Annotated in this window: 20 protein-coding genes and 2 riboswitches; of the genes, 15 read left to right on the forward strand and 5 right to left on the reverse strand. The window is 76.0% G+C overall.

What is annotated here, in order from left to right; translation table 11 throughout:
- From AB6N24_RS06640 to AB6N24_RS06695, 12 genes are all read left to right on the forward strand, one after another.
- Nucleotides 1-1,074: zinc-dependent alcohol dehydrogenase family protein (locus AB6N24_RS06640; RefSeq protein ID WP_412868637.1), on the forward strand; the 1,074-nt coding region annotated here is incomplete at its 5' end.
- A 120-nt stretch (nt 1,075-1,194) separates the two neighbouring features.
- On the forward strand, nt 1,195-2,736 hold the full coding sequence (locus tag AB6N24_RS06645; protein WP_412868638.1) for an NCS1 family nucleobase:cation symporter-1: 1,542 nt from the start codon (nt 1,195-1,197) through the stop codon (nt 2,734-2,736).
- A 107-nt stretch (nt 2,737-2,843) separates the two neighbouring features.
- Entirely contained in the window at nt 2,844-3,173 is a 330-nt protein-coding gene (locus AB6N24_RS06650; RefSeq protein WP_412868639.1) for a PadR family transcriptional regulator, read from the forward strand.
- A gap of 47 nt (nt 3,174-3,220) precedes the next feature.
- On the forward strand, nt 3,221-3,793 hold the full coding sequence (locus AB6N24_RS06655; RefSeq protein WP_412868640.1) for a hypothetical protein: 573 nt from the start codon (nt 3,221-3,223) through the stop codon (nt 3,791-3,793).
- Complete coding sequence (locus tag AB6N24_RS06660; RefSeq protein WP_412868641.1) at nt 3,790-4,440, forward strand: hypothetical protein; 651 nt, start codon at nt 3,790-3,792, stop codon at nt 4,438-4,440. The genes AB6N24_RS06655 and AB6N24_RS06660 overlap by 4 nt, the downstream gene beginning before the upstream one ends.
- Nucleotides 4,437-4,937, forward strand: coding sequence for a hypothetical protein (locus tag AB6N24_RS06665; protein WP_412868642.1), 501 nt, complete (start codon nt 4,437-4,439; stop codon nt 4,935-4,937). The genes AB6N24_RS06660 and AB6N24_RS06665 overlap by 4 nt, the downstream gene beginning before the upstream one ends.
- A gap of 76 nt (nt 4,938-5,013) precedes the next feature.
- Entirely contained in the window at nt 5,014-5,280 is a 267-nt protein-coding gene (purS, locus tag AB6N24_RS06670; RefSeq protein WP_141372194.1) for a phosphoribosylformylglycinamidine synthase subunit PurS, read from the forward strand.
- A complete protein-coding gene (gene purQ / locus AB6N24_RS06675; RefSeq protein ID WP_141372195.1) occupies nt 5,277-5,972 on the forward strand; it encodes a phosphoribosylformylglycinamidine synthase subunit PurQ in 696 nt (231 codons plus the stop codon). Before purS ends, purQ begins: the two co-directional genes overlap by 4 nt.
- A complete protein-coding gene (locus tag AB6N24_RS06680) occupies nt 5,969-7,015 on the forward strand; it encodes a GNAT family N-acetyltransferase (protein ID WP_412868643.1) in 1,047 nt (348 codons plus the stop codon). Before purQ ends, AB6N24_RS06680 begins: the two co-directional genes overlap by 4 nt.
- 82 nt (nt 7,016-7,097) lie before the next feature.
- Nucleotides 7,098-8,519 carry a DUF418 domain-containing protein gene (locus AB6N24_RS06685; protein WP_412868644.1) on the forward strand — a complete coding sequence of 474 codons (1,422 nt, stop codon included), beginning with the start codon at nt 7,098-7,100 and terminating at the stop codon, nt 8,517-8,519.
- Nucleotides 8,520-8,586: 67 nt separating this feature from the next.
- The gene (locus AB6N24_RS06690; protein WP_412868645.1) at nt 8,587-9,960 is read left to right on the forward strand and encodes a DUF418 domain-containing protein; all 1,374 of its coding nucleotides are present in this window, start codon (nt 8,587-8,589) and stop codon (nt 9,958-9,960) included.
- 166 nt (nt 9,961-10,126) lie between these two features.
- A complete protein-coding gene (locus AB6N24_RS06695) occupies nt 10,127-10,819 on the forward strand; it encodes a hypothetical protein (RefSeq protein WP_412868646.1) in 693 nt (230 codons plus the stop codon).
- Between the two features lie 296 nt (nt 10,820-11,115).
- Here AB6N24_RS06695 and AB6N24_RS06700 read toward each other — a convergent pair whose 3' ends face one another.
- The 3 genes from AB6N24_RS06700 to AB6N24_RS06710 are packed head-to-tail and all read right to left on the reverse strand — an operon-like array spanning nt 11,116 to nt 13,093.
- A complete protein-coding gene (locus tag AB6N24_RS06700) occupies nt 11,116-12,375 on the reverse strand; it encodes an O-succinylhomoserine sulfhydrylase (RefSeq protein ID WP_412868647.1) in 1,260 nt (419 codons plus the stop codon).
- Nucleotides 12,372-12,797, reverse strand: coding sequence for a rhodanese-like domain-containing protein (locus AB6N24_RS06705; protein WP_412868648.1), 426 nt, complete (start codon nt 12,795-12,797; stop codon nt 12,372-12,374). Before AB6N24_RS06705 ends, AB6N24_RS06700 begins: the two co-directional genes overlap by 4 nt.
- On the reverse strand, nt 12,794-13,093 hold the full coding sequence (locus AB6N24_RS06710; protein ID WP_412868649.1) for a DUF1737 domain-containing protein: 300 nt from the start codon (nt 13,091-13,093) through the stop codon (nt 12,794-12,796). The genes AB6N24_RS06705 and AB6N24_RS06710 overlap by 4 nt, the downstream gene beginning before the upstream one ends.
- 4 nt (nt 13,094-13,097) lie before the next feature.
- Nucleotides 13,098-13,198: riboswitch (SAM riboswitch) on the reverse strand.
- Between the two features lie 118 nt (nt 13,199-13,316).
- Nucleotides 13,317-13,432, forward strand: a riboswitch (SAM riboswitch).
- A gap of 38 nt (nt 13,433-13,470) precedes the next feature.
- Between AB6N24_RS06710 and AB6N24_RS06715 the strand changes: the two genes are divergently transcribed.
- A complete protein-coding gene (locus AB6N24_RS06715) occupies nt 13,471-14,862 on the forward strand; it encodes an aminotransferase class V-fold PLP-dependent enzyme (protein WP_412868650.1) in 1,392 nt (463 codons plus the stop codon).
- A gap of 179 nt (nt 14,863-15,041) precedes the next feature.
- On the opposite strand, the gene AB6N24_RS06720 is transcribed toward AB6N24_RS06715, so the two are convergent.
- Complete coding sequence (locus tag AB6N24_RS06720; protein WP_412868651.1) at nt 15,042-17,429, reverse strand: putative bifunctional diguanylate cyclase/phosphodiesterase; 2,388 nt, start codon at nt 17,427-17,429, stop codon at nt 15,042-15,044.
- Nucleotides 17,430-17,679: 250 nt separating this feature from the next.
- Here AB6N24_RS06720 and AB6N24_RS06725 point away from each other — a divergent pair, with 250 nt between their 5' ends.
- The gene (locus tag AB6N24_RS06725) at nt 17,680-18,963 is read left to right on the forward strand and encodes an APC family permease (RefSeq protein ID WP_412868652.1); all 1,284 of its coding nucleotides are present in this window, start codon (nt 17,680-17,682) and stop codon (nt 18,961-18,963) included.
- A 179-nt stretch (nt 18,964-19,142) separates the two neighbouring features.
- Nucleotides 19,143-19,724, forward strand: a complete 582-nt coding sequence (locus AB6N24_RS06730; protein WP_412868653.1) for a GNAT family N-acetyltransferase — start codon at nt 19,143-19,145, stop codon at nt 19,722-19,724.
- Here AB6N24_RS06730 and AB6N24_RS06735 read toward each other — a convergent pair.
- Nucleotides 19,696-20,625, reverse strand: a complete 930-nt coding sequence (locus tag AB6N24_RS06735; RefSeq protein WP_412868654.1) for a DUF2510 domain-containing protein — start codon at nt 20,623-20,625, stop codon at nt 19,696-19,698. The genes AB6N24_RS06730 and AB6N24_RS06735 overlap by 29 nt on opposite strands.
- Between the last annotated feature and the right edge of the window lie 134 nt (nt 20,626-20,759).

Here is a 20,759-nt window from a genome sequence, read left to right on the forward strand (position 1 = left end):
GATCGGGCGTCCGCGACGATGGACCCCATGCGCGCCGTCGTGGTCGAGGAGTTCGGTCGGGTTCCCGTCGTCCGTGAGGTGCCCGAGCCGGTGTGCGCGCCGCACGGGGTCGTCCTGCGCGTCGAGGCCACGGGCGTGTGCCGCTCGGACTGGCACGGCTGGCAGGGGCACGACGACGGCATCACGCTCCCGCACGTCCCCGGGCACGAGCTCGCGGGCACGGTCGTGGAGGTCGGCGCCGACGTCCGGCGCTGGGCGGTCGGGGACCGGGTCACCGTGCCGTTCGTGTGCGCGTGCGGGGACTGCCCGGCGTGCGCCGCGGGCGAGCACCAGGTGTGCGAGCGGCAGACGCAGCCCGGCTTCACGCACGACGGCTCGTTCGCCGAGCGGGTCGCGCTCGACCACGCGGACGTCAACCTCGTCGCGCTCCCGCCCACCCTCTCGGCGGTGACCGCGGCGGGACTGGGCTGCCGGTTCGCGACGGCGTACCGCGCGCTCACGGTGCACGGGCGGCCGCGCGCCGGCGAGTGGGTCGCCGTGCACGGGTGCGGCGGCGTCGGGCTGTCCGCGGTCATGGTCGCGGCGTCGCTCGGCGCGCGGGTCGTCGCGGTGGACGTGTCGCCGGCGGCCCGGGCGGCGGCGCTCGACCTCGGCGCCGAGCTCGCGGTGGACGCGTCGGGCCTCGCGCCGGCCGACGTCGCCGCCGCCGTCCACGAGGCCACGGCTGGCGGCGCGCACGTCTCGCTCGACGCGCTGGGCAGCGCCGCGACCGCCGCCGCGTCGCTCCTGGGCCTGCGCCGCCGCGGTCGGCACGTGCAGGTCGGGCTCCTGCTCGGGGCGGACGCCGACCCGGCGCTGCCGATGGGCCGCGTCGTCGCGTGGGAGCTCGAGGTCTACGGCAGCCACGGCATGGCCGCGCACGAGTACCCGGCCATGCTCGCGCGCATCGCGGACGGGACGCTGCGGCCGGACCGGCTCGTCGGGCCGGTCGTGACGCTCGACGACGCCCCGGCGGCTCTCGCGGCGATGAGCGGCCCGGCGACCTCGGTGGGGATGACGGTCGTCGTGCCGTGACGACGCCGGACGGGGGTTAACCGGCGGGAAACCGGGGGAGCGAGGCTCCGCAACGGCCGCTCACTACGGTCGGCGTCGCCAGGGATCGTCCACGTCCCCACTCCCACCCCAGGAGCACCGATGGCCACCACGACGCACGGCTCCACGCAGCCCGCCACCGCCCCGGACGCGCCGCACGACGAGCACGCCCCGCACCCCGACCTGTACAACGCCGACCTCGCCCCGCTGCCGCAGGACCAGCGCCGGTGGGGAGCCTTCGAGTTCTTCAACGTGTGGACCAACGACGTGCAGAGCCTCGCCGGCTACACGCTCGCGGCGAGCCTGTTCATCACCGCCGGGATCAACGGCTGGTGGGTCTTCGCGGCGATCGTCATCGCGGGGCTCTTCGTGAACCTGCTCGTGAACCTCACGGGGAAGCCGAGCGTCGAGCTGGGGATCCCGTACGCGGTGATGGCGCGATCGTCGATGGGCGTGCGCGGCGCCCAGTTCCCGGCGCTCGTCCGCGGTGTCGTGGCGGTGTTCTGGTACGGCGCGCAGACGTACTTCGCGTCGACGGCCGTGGCTCTGGCGCTGAACACGGTGCTGGGGAGCCCGGGCGGCGCGACCGTGCTGGGGATGAACTCGGTCGACTGGGTCGCGTACTGCGTCGTCGCGGCGATCCAGGTGCTGCTGTTCGTGCGCGGCATCGCGTGGATCGAGCGGTTCCTCAACGTCGCCGGACCGGCCGTCTACGTCGTGATGCTCGGCCTGCTCGTGGCGGTGTGGGTCCAGGCCGGCGACCGGCTGGTGCCCGCGGTCGGCTCGATCTTCGACCAGTCGGACGTGCAGGGCTGGGCGGCGGTCGGGGCCTTCGTCGGCGTGATCGGCACGATGATCGCCTACTTCTCCGCGGTCGTGATCAACTTCGGCGACTTCGCTCGGTTCTCCCGCAGCGAGCGGGCGATGCGCCGCGGCAACTTCCTCGGGCTGCCCGTGAGCCTGGCGTTCTTCACGTTCCTCGCGCTGTTCACGACCGCCGGCGCCTACATCGTCTATCAGGACGGCGTGGGGGAGCCGCTGACCAACCCGGCCGAGGTCGTCGGGCTCGTCGGCAACCCGGTCCTCACCGTGGTCGCGGCGCTGACCTTCCTCGTCGCGACCCTCGGTATCAACCTCGTCGCCAACTTCATCCCGCCCGCGTACGACCTGTCGAACCTCGCGCCGCAGCGGATCAGCTTCCGCACGGGCGGCTACCTCACCGCCGCCTTCGGGTTCGTCGTCGGCGCGCTGTGGGTCGCCGTGGTCAGCGAGGTCGGGCTGCCGATCTTCGTCGACACGCTCGGAGCGGTGCTCGCCCCGCTGTACGGGGTCCTGGTGGCCGACTTCTACGTGGTCCAGCGTCGCCGGGTCGTGGTCGACGAGCTGTACAGCATGAGCCCGACGGGCCGGTACTTCTACGACCGCGGCTGGAACGTGCGCGCGCTCGCGGCCGTGGGAGTCGCGGCGGTGTTCTCCGTCGCAGCCGTCTGGGTCGACGCGCTCGCGGCGCTCTCGGGCTTCGCGTGGGTCATCGGCGCGCTGCTGGGTGCCGCGCTGTACGTGGCCGTCATGTGGCGCCGCACGACGCTCGCCCCCGCTGACGCCGCGGAGCCGGCGGCGGCGGAGGACGCGCACGCCGGGTGACGGTCGGGGGCACGGGCGGTCAGCGGGGTCTCGACCGTCCGTGCCCCCCGGTCACACCCTTGTGCGCATGGGTCGTCGCGCGATATATATCGACCATGCCGAAACGGATGTCCGAGCAGTCCTACCTCGTGCTCCTCGCGCTCGCCGAGGAGCCGCGGCACGGGTACGGCGTCGTCCAGGCCGTCCTCGCGCTCTCGGGCGGGGACGTGCGGCTCGGCGCCGGGACGCTCTACGGGATCCTCGACCGGCTCGTCGCGGCGGGTCAGGCGGAGGCGTCGGGGGAGGTCGTCGTCGACGGCCGCCTCCGGCGCTACTACCGGCTCACGGACGCGGGCCACGAGGCGCTGACCGCCGAGACCGCGCGCCTGCGCGACCTCGCCCGCCGCGCGCAGCGGGTCCTCACCGCAGCGCCGCGGCCCGCGCTGGGGCAGGCATGAGCGCCCGCCGGCCGGTGCCGGGTGCTGCTGGGCGCCACGACCGCGCGGTGCCCGCCGCCACGCCGGGTCCCGCGGTCGAGCCGCTGCCGTCGTTCGAGCGGTCCGTCCGGCGCTGGCTGCGCGCCTACCCCCGACGGTGGCGGCGGGCGCGGGCCGTCGAGGTCACCGCGGTGCTCGCCGACCTCGCGGGACCCACGGCGCACCGCCTCGACGCCCGCACGGCGCTCGGCCTCGTCGTCGCCGGGCTCGCGACCCGCTGGCGCGAGCACCCGCCGCCCCGCGCGTACCTCGCGTACCGGCTCGCGGGCCGTCACCCGGGGCCGCAGTGGGACGCGTGGCTCCGCGACGACGTCGACGGCCGGCTGTACCCGGCACGGCTCGCCCTGACCGAGGGACTCGTCGCCGCCCTCGCGTACCCGTCGGTCGAACGGCTCTACCTGTCCGCAGGCCCGCCGGGAACCGGGACGGGCGAGTCGGCGACGAGCACCCGTGACGTGTCGCGTCCCTCCCCGAGCGCGGCGGGCTCTGCCTCCACGGGGTCGGCGGCGTCGCCGTGGTCCCCCGACACCGAGCGCACGGGCCCCGCGGACGGGACCACGACGCCGAGAGCGGACGCATGAGCCGGCCCGACCCGTTCGCCCGCTCGGCGGCGCTGTGGCTGCGCGCCTACCCGCGGCGATGGCGGGCCGACCGCGCGGTCGAGGTCACCGAGGTCCTGCGCGACCTCGCGGCACCGGGGACGACGCGGCTCGACGCCCGCACAGCGCTCGGTCTGCTCCGCGCCGGGTGGGGGACGCGGTGGCGTGAGCGGCCGCCGGCCGGCGTCTACCTGCGCTACCGGCTGCTCGGACGCCGCCCGGCCGCAGCCTGGGACGGCTGGCTGCGCGACGACGTCGACGGTCCCCTCTACCCCCTGCGGTACGCCCTCGACATCACGACGTTCGTCGCGCTCGGGATGTCCGCGGCGATGGCCGCAGGTCTCACCACCTACTCGCGGGGGTTCTTCGCGGTCTACGTCCCGGTGCTCCTCGTGGGGCTCACGTTCGTCGGGGCGTCCCGCCGCCGTCGGACGCGGGACGAGCTGTTCCCGCCGCCCCCCGAGGGCCTCGACCCGTTCGGCCCGTACGCGCCGCTCCGGTTCGACGGTGCTCCGGACCGACGACGTTCCGGGCCCGGGCGTGCCCGCACCGACTCGCACGCCGGTGACGGCACCCGGCGCGCGACCCCACCTCCGCCCGGCGCCCTCCCCGAGCACGGCGACGCATGAGGCCTGACGCCCGGTTCGCGCGCTCCGCCGCGCTCTGGTTGCGTGCCTACCCGCGGCGCTGGCGCCAGGCCCGCGGGGCGGAGGTCGCCGCGGTGCTCGCGGACCTCGCCCCGCCGGGTGCCCGCCGCCTCGACGTCGGCACCGCGCTTGGCCTGCTCGTCGCCGGCTGGGCGACCCGCGCGCGCCAGCACCCGCCGCTGGGCGCCTGGCTGCGCTACCGGCTGCTGCGCGAGCGCCTGCCGCGCCGGTACCGGCCGTGGGTGCGCGACGACGTCGAGGGCCGGTGGTTCCCGCTGCGCTTCCTCTCGCTCCTCGCCCCGGCGTGGGGGCTGCCCCTGTACGTGGCGTTCGTGGAGCCGGACGACGGCTGGCGGGTGGTGAAGGTCGGCGGTCTCGTGATGTTCCACGTCGTGGTCCTCGCCGTGGTCTGGCGGCCCGCGCGGCGCACCGGCCGGCAGCTCTACCTCGAGCGGCGCCCCCGTCGCGCCGAGGGGTGAACGCGGCGACGGCCGCGCGCGCAGCACTCGGTAGGCTGGGCCCGCCCCCACCGCCGCGAAAAACCTGGAGCCACCCGTGGGACGAGTCGTCGTCGATGTGATGCCGAAGCCCGAGATCCTGGACCCGCAGGGCAAGGCCGTCGCCGGTGCGCTGCCGCGGCTCGGCTTCGCGCAGTTCACCAGCGTGCGCCAGGGCAAGCGCTTCGAGCTCGAGTTCGAGGGGCCGGTCACCGACGAGGTGCTGGCCGCTGCGCGCGAGGCCGGTGAGCACGTGCTGTCCAACCCCGTGATCGAGGACGTCGTCGCGGTCTACGCGGAGGACGCCGCGCAGGTGACCGCGTGACCCGCGTCGGTGTCGTGACCTTCCCCGGCACGCTCGACGACCGGGACGCCGCACGCGCGGTGCGCCTGGCGGGCGGCGAGCCGGTGGCGCTGTGGCACGCGGACGAGAACCTGCACGAGGTCGACGCCGTCGTCCTGCCGGGCGGCTTCTCGTACGGCGACTACCTGCGTGCGGGGGCGATCAGCCGCTTCGCGCCGGTCATGGGGTCGGTCGTCGACGCCGCGAACGGCGGGATGCCCGTGCTCGGCATCTGCAACGGCTTCCAGGTCCTCACCGAGGCGCACCTGCTGCCCGGCTCGATGATCAAGAACGACCACCTGCACTTCCTGTGCCGCGAGCAGGTCCTCAGCGTCGAGAACGCCGAGACGTCCTGGACGCGCGACTACGCGGCGGGCGAGCGCATCACGATCCCGCTGAAGAACCAGGACGGCCAGTACGTCGCCGACGAGCGCACGCTCGACGAGCTCGAGGGCGAGGGCCGCGTCGTCTTCCGCTACGAGGACGTCAACCCGAACGGCTCGCGTCGCGGCATCGCCGGGATCTCGAACGCGAAGGGCAACGTCGTCGGGCTCATGCCGCACCCCGAGCACGCGGTCGAGGCCGGCTTCGGCCCCGACGGCGCGAACGGCCCGCGCAGCGGCACCGACGGGCTGCGCTTCTTCACGTCCGTGCTCCACGCGCTGGTCGGATGACGCTCGCGGGCACCCGCGCGGAGCGAACGACGTCCCTGGTCGACTGGGACGACGCGGACGCGACCCGGCTGCGCGCCGCGCAGGTGTCGGAGCTCGCGCAGCGCTACGGCTCGGAGGACGACCCCTCGGTCATGACCGCCGAGGGCGTCGTGGCGATGCTCCTCGTGCGGGACGGCGGCGAGCCGGTCGCGTGCGGCGCGCTGCGGGACGTCTCCGCCACGCAGGGCCCGGGCACCGTCGAGATCAAGCGCCTGTACGTCGCGCCGGCCCGGCGTGGGCGCGGGCTGTCCCGCCTCGTCATGGCCGAGCTCGAGGCCCGCGCGCGGGAGCTCGGGTACGGCCGCCTGATCCTCGAGACCGGCGTGATGCAGCCCGAGGCGATCGGCCTGTACCTCGCGCTCGGCTACGACCCGATCGAGGCCTACGGCGAGTACAAGGACCATCCGGGGTCGCGGTGCTTCGGCAAGGCCCTGGTGCCCGACGACGGCGGCGCGGAGACCGATGTTCCGCGCGACGAGCCGTCCGCGAGGTCCGCCCGCGCGCGTCCCGAGGTCACGCTCCGGTTCGTCGACTGGGACGACGCCGACGCCGTCGCGCTGCGTCTCGCGATGTACGAGCGGACCAACGCGCGCCTCTACCCGGCGCTGCGCGAGCACGTCGAAGGGCGTGGGGGCTTCGCGGTGGACGACGCCGCGCAGGGTGAGGGTGCGCTGACCACGGTGCTCGCCGAGATCGACGGCGTGCCCGTCGGCTGCGCGACGCTCCGGGCCGCCCGCGACGGGTACCCCGAGGGGTCCGGCGAGCTCAAGAAGGTGTTCGTCGACGAGTCGGCCCGCGGCGCCGGCGTCGCGCGCACGATGCTGCAGGCGATCGAGGACGCCGCCCGGGCCCACCGGCTGAGCCAGGTCGTGCTCATGACCGGCTACCGGCAGCCCGAGGCGATCCGCCTGTACGTGTCGAGCGGGTACCGCCCGATCCTCCCGCTCACCCCGCGCGACCGCGTCAACCCGCACGGCCTCTGGTTCGCCAAGCACCTCGGTTGACGGCCCGTTCCGCCGATCGGTTGACGGGCGGGCGACCGAAGGTGGATGCGGCCTCGACCGCCCGGCTCCTAGCGTCGAGGTCATGACCGCGGACCGCTCGGACCACGCACCCACGACGCCGTACCCCGGACGCAGCACAGGCGCCTCCACGGACGCGGCGCCCGGGACCGCGACCGCTGCGGCGCCCGCTACTGCAACGCCGCCCGCCAGCACGCCGGCGGCGACCGTCCGCTCGCTCGCCCCCGACCTCGCGCGCGGCATGCTCCTGCTGTTCATCGCCTCGGCGAACGTGTGGGGCTACCTGTGGAACACCTCGGGCGAGGCGTCGCGGTACGGGCTGCGCCCGGTCGGCGGCTCGTCGCTCGACGTCGCGGTCGACGGCGTCGTGGCCTTCTTCGTCGACGACCGGTCGCGGCCCATGTTCGCGATCCTCTACGGCTTCGGGCTCGCGACGATGGCGGCCCGGCTCGCGGCCCGCGGCGCCGACCCGCGCCAGGTCCGGCGGGTCATCGCGCGGCGCAGCGGCTGGCTCGTCGTCTTCGGCGTCGTGCACGCCGCGCTGCTGTTCGCGGGCGACATCCTCGCGCCCTACGGCGTGACCGGGCTCATCGCGCTCGCGTTCCTGCAGCGCTCGCGCACGGTGCTGCTGTGGTGGTTCTGGGGTGCGTCGATCCTCGCGACCGCGGGCGGCGCCCTCGTCCTGACGTTCCTGCACGAGTTCTGGGGCACGGGCGAGATCCCGCCGTCGGACTACCTCGTCTCGGTGGTCGAGCGCCTGTTCGGCTCGCTCGCGATCACCACGATCGCGGCGCTGCTGCTGTTCTTCGTCCCGCAGGTGGTCCTGGGGATCCTGCTCGCGCGCAGCGGCTGGCTCGCGCGGCCGTGGGAGCACCGGCAGGCGCTCGGGCGCGTCGTCGTGGTCGCGCTGGTGGTCAACCTCGTCGGGAACCTGCCGTTCGCGCTCGCGGTCGCACAGGTGTGGACGCCTGCCGACGGCGCGGTCGGGCTGACGGTCGAGCTCGCGCACTACCTGTCCGGGGTCGTGATGGGGCTCGGGTACGTGTGCCTGTTCGCGTGGGTCGCGGCGGTGCTGGGCGACCGTCCGCGGCACGGGGTGGTCTCCGCGGTCGCGGCGACGGGGGAGCGGTCGCTCACCAGCTACCTGCTGCAGTCGGTCATGTTCGCGCCGCTGCTCAGCGCGTGGGGGCTCGGGCTGGGCGGGCGGATCGGGACGGCGCAGGCCGCGGTGCTCGCGATCGTGGTGTGGCTCGTGACGGTGCTGGTCGCGGTGGCGATGCACCGGGCCGGCCGCCGCGGTCCGTTCGAGGTGCTGCTGCGGCGCCTCACCTACGGGCGCGGGGGGTCCCCGGCGGCGGTCGTCGTGGCGCAGCACCCGCACGCAGCGGAGCCGCCCGTCGCCGGTCGGCAACCGCCCACGGCCGGTCACGACGCGCCCCCCCGTGGGTCAGCCGGTGCCCCGCCCCTGAGCGGCGCATGGGGGTGAACCCCCAGGTCAGCCGGGGTGCTACCCGGATGTGCGGGGGAGGGTCGGGCTCCTAGCGTCGTGAGTCATGAGCCACGACGAGCCCACGGCCGTGCTGACCACCCGACCCGCTCCCCCGGGGGCCACCGCGGACGCGCGGCCGGCGGCTCCCCGGTCGCTCGCGCCCGACCTCGCGCGCGGCATGCTCCTGCTGTTCATCGCCTCGGCGAACGTCTGGGGCTACCTGTGGGCGGCCGACGGCGCGTTCAACCCCGTGAGCTACCGGCCCGTCGGCGGCTCGACGCTGGACCACGTCGTCGACGGGCTCGTGACGTTCTTCGTCGACAACCGGTCGCGGCCGATGTTCGCGATCCTGTACGGCTTCGGGATCGCGACGATGGCGACGCGGCTCGCCGCGCGGGGTGCGGACCGGCGCGGTGTGCGACGCGTCCTCGCCCGGCGCAGCGGCTGGCTCGTCGCGTTCGGCTTCCTGCACGCGGTCCTGCTGTTCGGCGGCGACATCCTCGCCGCCTACGGCATCACCGGGCTCATCACGCTCGCGCTGCTGCACCGCTCGCAGAAGGTGCTCGTGCGCTGGTTCTGGGGGTCGTCCGTGCTGGCCACGGCCGTCGGGGTCGTGCTGCTGCTCGTCGTCGTGCAGAGCGAGGGCGAGATGACCGCGACGCCCACGTCCGACTACCTCGCGTCGGCGCTGCAGCGTGCGGCGCTCTCCGTCTTCTCGATGTCGGCGTCCGCGCTGGCCCTGTTCTTCGTCCCGCAGGTCATCCTCGGGATCCTGCTCGCGCGCGCCGGCTGGCTCACGCGCCCGTGGGACCACCGGCAGGCGCTCGGCCGGGTGTTCCTCGGCGCGGCCGCCGTCAACCTCGTGCTCAACCTCCCGTACGCGCTCGCCACGGCCCGCGTCTGGACGCCGGACCGGACCACGGCCACCGTGCTCGAGGTCGTGCACTACCTCTCGGGGGTCGTGATGGGGCTGGGGTACGTGTGCCTGTTCGCGTGGGTCGCCGCCGTGCTGCGGGACCGTCCGCGTCGCGGTGTCGTCTCGGCGGTGGCGGCGGTGGGGGAGCGGTCGCTCACGTCCTACCTGCTGCAGTCGGTGATGTTCGCGCCCCTGCTGAGCGCGTGGGGCCTGGGACTGGGTGGGCGGATCGGGACGGCGCAGGCGGCGGTGCTCGCGGTCGCGGTGTGGCTGGTGACGGTGGTGATCGCGGTGGCGATGCACCGGGCCGGGCGGCGCGGTCCGTTCGAGGTGCTGCTGCGGCGCCTCACCTACGGGCGCGGAGGGTCCGCCGTCACGGTGCCGGTGCGCGCCCCGGCGGACCTGCCGCCCGGCGGGCCGGCGGCCCCACCGGTCACGGCCGGCGTGGGTGACTCGGGGACCTCGCCGGCTCCGGCGACCCGCCCGGCGGGGCACGACGGACCCGCCACCCCGCGCGGGTGACATCTCCGACCGGATGCCGGGACGGGGTAGGCAGCCCCGTCCCGGCGCCGTACGATCGCGGGGTGTTCCTGATGCAGACGTGTTGTCGCTGAGCTGACGACCCCGCGCGCCCGCGGCCACCGGCCCCCGCTGCGCACCTGCTGCACCGCACCCCAGGACACCTTCCATGTCTCAGCTCGTCCTCGACCGTCTCCTCACGGACATGTCGACCCCCGCCTTCGACGGCGCCGGCACCCTCGACGGTGCCGCGCCGGACCACCACCCCGCGCCGGACCATCGCCTCGCGCCGCGCCACCGCTCCGCACCGGACGGTGCCACCGCACCTGACAGCGCCACCGCGCCCGCCGGCTCGATCGCGCCCGCCGGTGCCCGCCACGTGACGGTCGCCGTCGCCGCCCCCGCGGCCACCCGCCCCCACGCCGGCGACCCGGTCGCCTTCCGCCCCACGTCCGGCGTGGCCCTCGCGCTCGCCGCCGCACGTGCCGACGCCGTGCACCTGTCCTTCTCGGCCCAGGTCCCGACCGTCGCCGCGATGGCCGAGCTCGTCGGCCGGCTCGAGGACGAGATCGCCGCGGTCGGCCGCGAGCGCGCGGGCGTCCGCATCGTGCTCGACCTCGACGTGCTGCCGACCGCGGACGCGGACGTCGCGCGCCGCAAGCGCTCCTACCTCGAGCACCTCGACGCGCTCGCGGGGCTCACGTGGGCGCCGTCGGCCACGCGCCTCGTCGCACCGCCCGAGGCGGTCGTGGGGACGGCCGTGGACCTCGCCCGGCGGGTCGGCGCGGACGGCGTCGTCCTCGTGCCGCTCGCCGACGGCCCGGGCGCGGACCACCTCCGCGCGCTGGCACCCGTCGCCTGACTGCCGCCCGACGGCCAGGGGCGCCTGACGGCCGCCCGGGGGCCCGGGTCGCCTGACAACCGCGCCGGTCGCCTGACTGCCGCCGGACGGCCTGGGTCGTCTGACGGCCGCGGGGTCGCGTGACGGCCGCCCGACGACCCGGTCGCGTGACGGCCGCGCGGGGCGCCTGACGGCCGCCCGACGGCCCGGGTCGCGTGACGGCCGCCCGACCACGGCCAGCCCGCACCCCTGGTGGCGTCGCGCTCGGACACCACGCCCCCCGCTGGCGCGCCGGACCCGGTGCAAGTCGGCCGGGGTCAGCCCGCGAGCGGGTCGAGCGCCTGCGCGAGGTCGTCGATCAGGTCCTCGACGTCCTCGAGGCCGACCGACAGGCGCACGGTCGCCTCGCCGATCCCGACCCGCGCGCGGCCCTCGGCGCCGAGCTTGCGGTGCGTCGTGGTCGCCGGGTGCGTGGCGATCGACTTGGCGTCGCCGAGGTTGTTCGAGATGTCGACGATCCGCAGCGCGTCGAGCACGCCGAACGTCACCTTCTTGGTGTCGTCGACCGACGCGCCCTCGGGGACCGCGAGGTCGAGCGTCACCACCGTCCCGCCGCCGCTCTGCTGGCGCAGCGCGAGCTCGTGCTGCGGGTGCGAGGGCAGGTACGGGTAGCGCACGGCCGCCACGCCGGGGTGCAGCTCGAGCCACGTCGCGACGCGCAGCGCGGACGCCGTCTGGTGGCGCACGCGCAGCGACAGCGTCTCGAGGCCCTTGAGCAGGACCCACGCGTTGAACGGGCTGAGCGAGGGGCCGGTGTTGCGGATCAGCGTCTGCACCGGGCCGTGCACGTACTCCTCGGACCCGAGGATGGCCCCGCCGAGCACCCGGCCCTGGCCGTCGATGTGCTTGGTCGCGGAGTAGACGAGCACGTCGGCGCCGTGCTCGAGCGGCCGGGACAGGACGGGGGTCGCGAACACGTTGTCGACGACCACGACGGCGCCGGCGTCGTGCGCGAGGCGGCTGACGGCCGCGATGTCGACGAGGTCCTGCATCGGGTTGGACGGCGTCTCGAAGAACACGACGTCGGCCGGGGTCGCGAGCGCCTCCTCCCACTGCGCGAGCACGTGCCCGTCGACGTACTCGGTGGTCACGCCCCACTTCGCGAGGATGTCGTCGAGGATCACGACGGTCGACCCGAACAGCGCGCGGGAGGCGACGACGCGCGAGCCGGAGCGCACGAGCGCGGCGAGGGCCGTGAAGACCGCGGACATGCCGGTCGCGGTGGCGTACGCGGCCTCGGCGCCGTCGAGCAGGCGCAGGCGCTCCTCGAACGTCGAGACCGTCGGGTTGGAGTAGCGCGAGTAGAGGAACCGGTCGACGTCGCCGGCGAACGCCGACTCGGCCTCGCCGGCCGACCCGTACACGTACCCCTGGGTCAGGAACAGCGCCTCGGACGTCTCGCCGAACTCGGTGCGCACGAGCCCGCCGCGCACCGCGAGCGTGTCGGGGCGCAGCGTGCTGCGGTCGACGGAGCGGTCGTCCCAGTCGAACGGTCCGGGCGTGCGGCGGGCGCTCACCGCTGCCGCCAGGGCAGGCCGGCGGCGCGCCAGCCGGTCGCCCCGCGCTGCCCGTCCGGGCCGACGCCGCCCTCGAAGCCGTCGAGCACGTTGTACGCGGGGCCGAGCCCGGCGGCGGTGGCGAGCTTCGCGGCGCCGACCGAGCGGACGCCCGAGCGGCACAGGAACACCACGGGCCGTTCGTCGCCGGGTGCGAGGCCGCTCGCGTCCAGCTCGTCGACGAACGCCGGGTTGGGCCGGCCGGTGCCGTCGACCCACTCGACGAACGCCGCGGGGCGACCGGTGGTGGACGTGTCGGGGACGCCGATCGTCGCCCACTCGCCGTCGGTGCGGACGTCGACGAGCAGCGCGCGCTCGTCGTGCTCCAGCAGCTCCCACGCCTGCTGCGGGGTCAGGTCACCCGCGTAGCCGCCGGCGCTCACGCGGGGAGGACCTGGGCGCGCGGCACGGGGACCGGGCCGGACGTGGGGACGGGGTCGGGCAGGACGACCGCCTGCGCGACGATCACCCGGGTCCCGTCGAACGTCGCCGCGGGGCCGCCGTGCAGCACGTAGCCCTCGTCGAGCGCGGCGCTGATGCGCTCGCAGAACGTGCGGTCGTCGGGCCCGGTCAGGAGCCGGTAGCGCAGGCGCTCGGGCTCGGGGGTGCCGGCGTCCGGGGCGGGGTCGGGCGTGCCGGTGCCGCCGGTCCCGGTCGTCGGGTCGGGTGCGTCGCTCATGTCGCCTCCATCGGTCCTGGCGGTAGCACCCTGCTCCAGGCACGTCGTGCCTGCGGGTTGCTGCGGCGTCGTCGAGCCAGATCTCTCGGCCGCTCTGGATGGTGACGGCGATCGTAGGCTCACGTCCGGCCGCCGTCCAAGCCTCGACCCCACGCGGTCCGGCATGCGAGACGCCGTGCCCACCCGTTGACACCGACGGGCTCTCCCGGGGATTCTCGACGCAGGTCATGAGTGCCAGCACGAAGCCCCGGCTTGCTGGCCGGCAACCCTCCTCCGCGGTGGGGTGCCCCGGGTGACGACCTGGCCGTGCCGCCGATCGGCGGACGGCAAGCGCGGGGTCCTCACCACGGGTCCCCACCGACCTGTCGAGGAGCACCATGTCCGTGATCACCGAGGCCACCGCCTGTGCGACGACGCCGCTCGACGGGCTCCTGCCCGTCGTCGGGGGTGGGACCCAGGTGCCCCTGCTCGACGGCACGAGCCGCACCTACGCCAACCTCGACTACGCGGCGAGCGCCCCCGCGCTCGAGGCCGTCGCGGCGCGCGTCACCGAGGTCCTGCCGCTCTACGCGTCCGTGCACCGCGGCGCCGGCTACCTCTCGCAGGTGTCGACCGCGCTGTACGAGGCGTCCCGGCAGACGATCGCCCGGTTCGTCGGGGCCCGCGCGGACGACGTCGCGATCATCACCCGGAACACGACCGACGCCCTCAACCTGCTCGCGGGCGTCGTCCCGCCGGGCGCCGACGGGACCCCGGGCCGGGTGCTCGTGCTGGACGTCGAGCACCACGCGAACCTGCTGCCGTGGGGCCAGGGCCCGGACCGCGCGTCGACCGTCGTGCCGATCGCCGGGACGGTCGCCGAGACGCTCGACGTGCTGGCCCGCGAGCTCGCCGCGCAGCCGCACGCGCTCGTCGCGCTCACCGGCGCGTCGAACGTCACGGGCGAGGCGCTGCCGCTCGACGAGGTGGTGCGCCTGGCCCACGCCGCCGGTGCGCGGGTCGTGGTCGACGGCGCGCAGCTCGTCCCGCACCGCGGGTTCGACCTCGCCGCGACCGGGGCCGACTACGTCGCGTTCTCGGGGCACAAGACGTACGCGCCGTTCGGTGCGGGTGCGCTCGTGGGCCGGCGCGACTGGCTCGACGCGGGCGAGCCGTACCTCGCGGGCGGCGGCGCGGTGCGGGACGTGCGCGCGGACCGCACGATCTGGCAGCCCGCGCCCGCGCGGCACGAGGCCGGGTCGCCGAACGTGGTCGGCGCGATCGCGCTGGCCGAGGCGTGCGAGGTGCTCGCGGGGCTCCCCGCCGGTGCGCTCGAGGAGCACGAGGCCGCGCTGCGCGCCCGGCTCGTCGACGGCCTCGCTGCGCTCGACGGGGTGCGGGTCGTGCGCATCTGGCCCGACTCCGGCGAGCCCGTCGGGGTCGTGACGTTCACGGTCGGCGAGCACGACCCGGGCCTCGTCGCCGCCTACCTCGCCGCCGAGCACGGGATCGGCGTGCGCGACGGGCGGTTCTGCGCCCACCCCCTGCTCCAGCGCCTCGGTGCGGCGGACGGCGCCATCCGCGCGTCGGTCGGCGTGGGCACGCCGTCCGAGGCCGTCGACCGGCTCGTCGCCGGGGTCGCGGCGTACCTCGCCGAGGGCCCGGGCACGCGGTACGCGGTGCAGGACGGCTGCTGGGTCGTCGCGCAGGACACCCGCCCGCTCATCCCGCTGCACGGCCTCGACGGCCTCGCGGCGACGGCCGCGGCGTGCGGTCCGGCGCTCGACTGACCGGACGAGCCCCGTCGGTCGCCCGGCACGACCGGCCCGCCCGACCAGCCTGGCCCGCCCAGCCCGCCTGACGCGGCTCGTCGGGCGCGGCAGCCGAGGACCCCGACCAGCCCCCGACGACGTCCGACCGACCGACCGACCGACCGACCCCGCGGGACCGGTCGAGGACCGGCCGGAGCTCACGCGCGCGTCTGCTCCAGGTCGGGCTCGCTGTCCCGGTCACGCAGCAGCCTGCCGAAGGCGGCGGCCGTCTGCGGCGGCGCGAAGTGGAACCCCTGCGCCCGGTCGCAGCCCAGCCGGCGCAGGATCGCGTGCTGGTCCGGTGACTCGACGCCCTCCGCGACCACGCCGAGGCCGAGCGCCCGGGCCATGCCGAGCACGGCCTCGACGAGGTGCAGGTCGCGGGCGTCCCGGGCGAGGCGGGCGACGAAGGAGCGGTCGATCTTGAGCTCGGACATCGGCAGGTCCTGCAGGTACGACAGAGACGAGTAGCCCGTCCCGAAGTCGTCGATCGAGAGCAGCACGCCGGTCGCCCGCAGCCGGTCGAGGCTCTCGCGCCCGTGCGTCGCCCAGCGGACGAGCGTCGACTCGGTGACCTCGAGGCACAGCCGCTCGGCGGGCAGCCCCGTCCTGCGCAGCACGTCCGCGACCAGCGGCACGAAGGCGCCGTCCTGGAGCTGCGCACCCGAGACGTTGACCGAGATCCGCAGCGGGTGGCCGTCGACGCACCACCGGGCGGCCTGCTCGCACGCGGTGCGCAGCACGACCTCGCCGACCGCCGAGATGAGGCCCGTCTCCTCGGCCACCGGGACGAACTCGAGCGGCGCGACGAGCCCGCGCGTCGGGTGCCTCCACCGCACGAGCGCCTCCGCGCCGGTGATCCGGCCCGACGCGACCTCGACGAGCGGCTGGTAGTACACGACGAGCTCGTCGTCGGCGAGCGCGCGGCGCAGCGCCTGCTCGGTCTCGAGGTAGCGCGTCGCGCGCCGCTGCATCGACGCGTCGAACACCGCCCAGTCGATGCCGAGCTCGCGGGCGCGGCCCATCGCCGTGTCGGCCTCGCGCAGCAGCCGCTCGGGCGCGGAGTCGTGGTCCTGCGGCGCGATCCCGATCGCCGCGGTCAGCACGATCCCCGCGCTCCCGATCCCGACCGGCTCGGCGAGCGCCGCGAGCAGCCGCTGCGCGAGCACCACCGCACCGTCCACGGTCAGGTCGCGGCCCAGCACCATGAAGTCGTGCCCGCCCTCGCGCACGAGCAGGTCGCCGGGCCGCAGCGCGGAGCTCAGGCGCGCCGAGGCCTCGACGAGGACCCGGTCGGCGCCGTCGTGCCCGAGGCTGTCGCTGATCGTCTGGAAGCGGTTGATCCCGACGCACAGCACCGAGACCCGGCCGCCGCCGCTCGCGCCGTCGAGCGCGCGGGTGAGCCGCTCGCGCAGCAGGTCCTTGTTCGGCAGCCCGGTCAGGCGGTCGTGCGTCGCCAGGTGGGCGAGGCGCGCCTCGTGGCCGGCCCGGATGTCGAGCAGCGTGGTGAACTCCCGCGCGAGCTGCCGGAGCTCCGCGGGGCCGGCCACCACGACCTGGGCGCCCGCCGCCGAGCCGGTGGTGCGTGCGTCCGTGACCGCGGCGGTGAGCGCACGCAGCGGGCGCGCGACCCGGCGCTGGGCGAGCCACCCGAGCACGACGATGGCGAGCAGGGCGAGCGAGCCGAGGACGACGAAGGTCGAGAGGGTCTGCCGTGCCTCGGCGACGACCGACGTCGTCTCGACGCCCCGGTACACGCGCCAGCCCGCGGGCTCGATGTCCGTCGACGCGAACAGCCGCGCGACACCGTCCGGCCGACTGGTCTCGCCCGAGTCGCGCGACGGGTCCACGACCGCACCGACGAGCTCCCCCGGCTCGCGCCCGGACGCCGAGACGACCCGCCCGGTGCCGCGCTCGACGATCCCCACCGACGCGTCCGGCCCGAGCCCCAGGATCGAGCCGAGGTCCGCGGCGGCGCTCTCCACGTCGAGGACCAGGACCGCTGCGGCCCGGCCCCCCGCGTCGTCGGACGGGAACGACCGGGCGACGACGATCGCGGGCCGACCGGTCGCCGGGTCCTCGGTCCCCCACAGGACCTGCGTCGACGAGGTCCGGAGGGTGCGCGTGAGCCACTCGCTGCCGGCGTGCAGACCGGGCTGCGCGGCCACCTGCTCGGGCCGCGACGTGCACGCGACGTCCCCTGCGCCGGTCACGAGCGAGACGCGCACCTCGGCGAGGATCGCCGCCCCGGCGGGCGGCAGCACGCAGCCGGTGCCGTCGTCGAGCAGCGTGGCCAGGCCCGGGGCCGCGACGAGCGACTCGACCTGGGCGCGCGCGGAGACGACCGACTGGGTGACCGTCCACGCGGCGAGCTCGGCGTCGGCGCGCAGGGCGTCGGTCGCGTCCTCCCGGGCCCGCTGGGCGTTGGTCTGGTACGCGAACCCCAGGCCCAGCGCGGTCGCGAGCAGCAGCAGCGCGAGCGCGACGGCCACGTAGGTGCTGACCGGCCAGGCACCCGACGCGGGCGTGCCGGTCTGGGCGTCCACGTCGGGCCGCTGTCCGCGACCGGGCGAGGGCGCGCTCGTGCCGTCCATGCGCCTACCCCCCTCGATCGGCGCGACCGCTGACCGTCGGCCCGGCACGTGACGCCGGCCGGGTGAGCAGGTCGTGCTGCCCGAGCGGGACGAGTGCCAGGTCCTGGTCCACTGTAGGCAGACTCAGCACGAGCGCGTGGGCTGACCACGGCGACGGGACAGGAGGACGACGGTGGCAGGTCCGGCGGCATGTGGCTCACCGGTGCTCGCGCGACGCCTCGGGACGCGCGACGCCGTGGTGCTCGGGCTCGGCTCGATGCTCGGCGCCGGCGTCTTCACGGCGGTCGCGCCCGCGGCCCGTGCGGCGGGCAGCGCGCTCCTCGTCGGGCTCGTGGTCGCCGCCGTCGTGGCCTTCGCCAACGCCACCTCGTCCGCCCAGCTCGCCGCCGTGCACCCCGTCTCGGGCGGCACCTACGTCTACGGGCGGGAACGCCTCGGCCCCTGGTGGGGCTACCTCGCGGGCTGGTCGTTCGTCGTGGGGAAGACCGCGTCGTGCGCCGCGATGGCGCTCGCCGTGGCGTCCTACGCGGTCCCCGTGACGTGGCAGCGCCCGCTCGCGGTCGTCGTCGTCGCGGGCGTCACGGCGGTGGGCTGCCGGGGGGTGACCCGGACCGCCGCCCTGACCCGCGTCCTCGTCGTGCTCGTGCTCGCGGTGCTGGCGGCGCTCGTGGTCACGAGCCTCGCGGGCACGGGCGTCCGGGTCGACGCGCCCTCCCTCGGCGACGGGCTCGCGTCGGCCGGGGTGCACGGCGTGCTGCAGTCGGCCGGGCTGCTCTTCTTCGCGTTCGCCGGGTACGCGCGGATCGCGACGATGGGGGAGGAGGTCCGCGACCCGGCGCGCACCATCCCGCGCGCCATCGTGCTCGCGCTGACGCTGGCCGTCGTCGTCTACGCGGTCGTCGCGGTGACGGTGCTCGCGGTGCTCGGGCCCGACGGGGTCGCCGCGAGCAGCACCCCGCTGGCGGCGGCTGCCGAGGCGGGGGCGCCGGGGGCACCGTGGGTCGCGCCGCTCGTCCGGGCCGGCGCGGTCGCCGCGTCGCTCGGCGCGCTGCTCGCGCTCGTCGCCGGCATCTCGCGGACGGCCCTGGCGATGGCCCGCGACAGCGAGCTCCCGCACTGGCTCGCGGCCGTGCACCCTCGCTCGCACGTCCCGCACCACGCCGAGGTCGCCGTCGGCTGCGCGGTCGCGGTGCTCGTGGTCGTCACGGACCTCCGCGGGGCGATCGCGTTCTCGTCGTTCGGCGTGCTGCTCTACTACGCGGTCGCGAACGCGTCCGCGCTGACCCAGCCGGCTGCCGAGCGGCTCTACCCGCGCGCGCTCGCGGTCGTCGGCCTGGTCGGGTGCGTCGCGCTCGTCGTGACCCTGCCCGTCGGCGCGGTGCTCACGGGGGCCGTCGTGCTCGGGCTCGGGGTGGTGCACCGGGTCCTGCGCCGACGCGTGCTCCGGGCCGGTCGCGGTGCCCCGGCGGGCGGTCCCGGGTCCTGAGCCGGGCGGTCGGGTGGCCTGAGCCGTCGGGCGGTCACGGCCGGGCGGTCGGGTGGCGTGAGCCGTCGGGCGGTCACGAGCCAGGACCGGTGGGTGCTCGCGGTCCTCGGCCGTCGGGCGGCGGCGTGCGAGGCGAAACGGGTCGCCCGCCGCCGGTCTTGTGTGCTTGGTTGTGCAGCGTGCTGCACGACCTCACGCTCGACGGCTTCGGCGTCCGCCTCGTCCCTCTCGCGCCCGAGCACGCCGAGGGGCTCGCGGCGTTCGTCGACGACCGCATCTGGGCCGGGATGACGACGCCCGTCCCGCGCGGGGTCGACGCGATGCGCACGCACGTCGAGGCCGCCGTCGCGACGCCGGGACGCGTCGCCCTCGCGGCGCTCGACGCCGGGACGGGCGAGGTCCGGGGCAGCACCTCGTTCTACGACCTCGCGCCCGAGCTCGCCCGCGTCGAGGTCGGGCACACGTACTTCGCGCCGCGCTGGTGGGGCACGTCGAACAACCCGGCATGCAAGTACCTGATGCTGCGGCACGCGTTCGAGGAGTGGGGGATGCAGCGCGTCGCGCTCCGGGCCGACGCCCGCAACACCCGCTCGGTCGCGGCGATCACGCGGCTCGGCGCGGTCCCGGAGGGCGTGCTGCGCAGCCACCGCGTCGCGCCCGACGGCTCCCGCGGAGACACCGCCTACTTCTCGGTGCTGGCCGACGAGTGGCCCGCGGTGCGCGACCGGCTGCTCACACGCCTCGGAGCAGCACCGCGCTGAGCACGACGTCGAGCAGCACGAGGCCCGAGATCACCAGCGCGCACACCGCACGCGCGCGCCCGACGGCCCCGTGCCCCTCCCGGGCGATCTCGTTCGACCTCTGCAGCGCCTTCACCGACAGGATGAGCGAGAGGACGAAGGCGTACGCGATGCCCGTGAGGAAGCCGACCACCACCACGGCGATGCTCACGACGAGCGCGCCGGTGGCCAGGCCGTTCGTGGGCTTCGGACCCGGGAGGTAGGGACCGGGCGCACCGGCGCCGAACGCCGCGGGGCCGGCCTGCCACCCGCCGGCCTGCCCGGGCGCGGCGCCGAACCCAGCCTGCGCACCGAAGCCGGGCTGCGCACCGAAGCCGGGCTGCGCACCGAACCCGGGCTGCGCGCCGAACCCGGGCTGCGCGCCGGACCCGGGCTGCGCACCGAAGCCCGACGGCGCACCGAGCCCGCCCTGCGCGTCAAACCCGGGCTGCGCACCGAAGCCCGACGGCGCACCGAGCCCGCCCTGCGCGCCGAACCCAGGCTGCGCTCCGAAGCCCTGCGCACCGAGCGGCGCCTGCGCAACGAACTGGGTCTGCCCGCCGAGCCCGGTCTGCTCGCCGAACGGGGTCTGCCCGCCGAGCCCGGTGTGCCCGCCGAACCCGGCCTGCCCGCCGAACCGCGCCTGGGCGTCGGATCCCGTCTGCCCGGGGCTCAGGTGCGCGCCCGCGGCCGTCCGCGCGGCGGAGTCGTACCCGTGCGAGGTCGTCCCGGCGCTCGCGGGCTCCGGCGGCGCGCTCACGTGCTCGGTCCACCCCTGCCCGTCCCACCACCGGACGCCGTTGCCGGCGGGGTCGGGGTCGGGGTACCAGCCCGCCTGGGGCGTGGTGGCGCCCTCGGCGCGATCCGTACCGTGCATCGACATGCCTGAACCCTCCGCCGCCGTCCTGCGTACGCAGGGTCTTCGGCGCGTGCGGTCCGTCGCTTGAGCCCCGCCGGAGGGTGAGCGCGGGGCGGGTCGGCAGGTCCCGCAGAGGTGCTCGGGCGGGACCTGCCGAC

The sequence above is a fragment of the Cellulomonas jepli genome (genome assembly GCF_047229345.1).
Classification (GTDB): domain Bacteria; phylum Actinomycetota; class Actinomycetes; order Actinomycetales; family Cellulomonadaceae; genus Cellulomonas_A.

What these genes read in the sequence shown, in the direction of transcription:
- AB6N24_RS06645 (WP_412868638.1), top strand. Translation starts at nt 1,195, where the DNA reads ATGGCCACCACGACGCACGGCTCCACGCAGCCCGCCACCGCCCCGGAC.
- AB6N24_RS06650 (WP_412868639.1), top strand. Translation starts at nt 2,844, where the DNA reads ATGTCCGAGCAGTCCTACCTCGTGCTCCTCGCGCTCGCCGAGGAGCCG.
- AB6N24_RS06660 (WP_412868641.1), top strand. Translation starts at nt 3,790, where the DNA reads ATGAGCCGGCCCGACCCGTTCGCCCGCTCGGCGGCGCTGTGGCTGCGC.
- AB6N24_RS06665 (WP_412868642.1), top strand. Translation starts at nt 4,437, where the DNA reads ATGAGGCCTGACGCCCGGTTCGCGCGCTCCGCCGCGCTCTGGTTGCGT.
- AB6N24_RS06680 (WP_412868643.1), top strand. Translation starts at nt 5,969, where the DNA reads ATGACGCTCGCGGGCACCCGCGCGGAGCGAACGACGTCCCTGGTCGAC.
- AB6N24_RS06685 (WP_412868644.1), top strand. Translation starts at nt 7,098, where the DNA reads ATGACCGCGGACCGCTCGGACCACGCACCCACGACGCCGTACCCCGGA.
- AB6N24_RS06690 (WP_412868645.1), top strand. Translation starts at nt 8,587, where the DNA reads ATGAGCCACGACGAGCCCACGGCCGTGCTGACCACCCGACCCGCTCCC.
- AB6N24_RS06695 (WP_412868646.1), top strand. Translation starts at nt 10,127, where the DNA reads ATGTCTCAGCTCGTCCTCGACCGTCTCCTCACGGACATGTCGACCCCC.
- AB6N24_RS06710 (WP_412868649.1), bottom strand. Translation starts at nt 13,093, where the DNA reads ATGAGCGACGCACCCGACCCGACGACCGGGACCGGCGGCACCGGCACG.
- AB6N24_RS06715 (WP_412868650.1), top strand. Translation starts at nt 13,471, where the DNA reads ATGTCCGTGATCACCGAGGCCACCGCCTGTGCGACGACGCCGCTCGAC.
- AB6N24_RS06735 (WP_412868654.1), bottom strand. Translation starts at nt 20,625, where the DNA reads ATGTCGATGCACGGTACGGATCGCGCCGAGGGCGCCACCACGCCCCAG.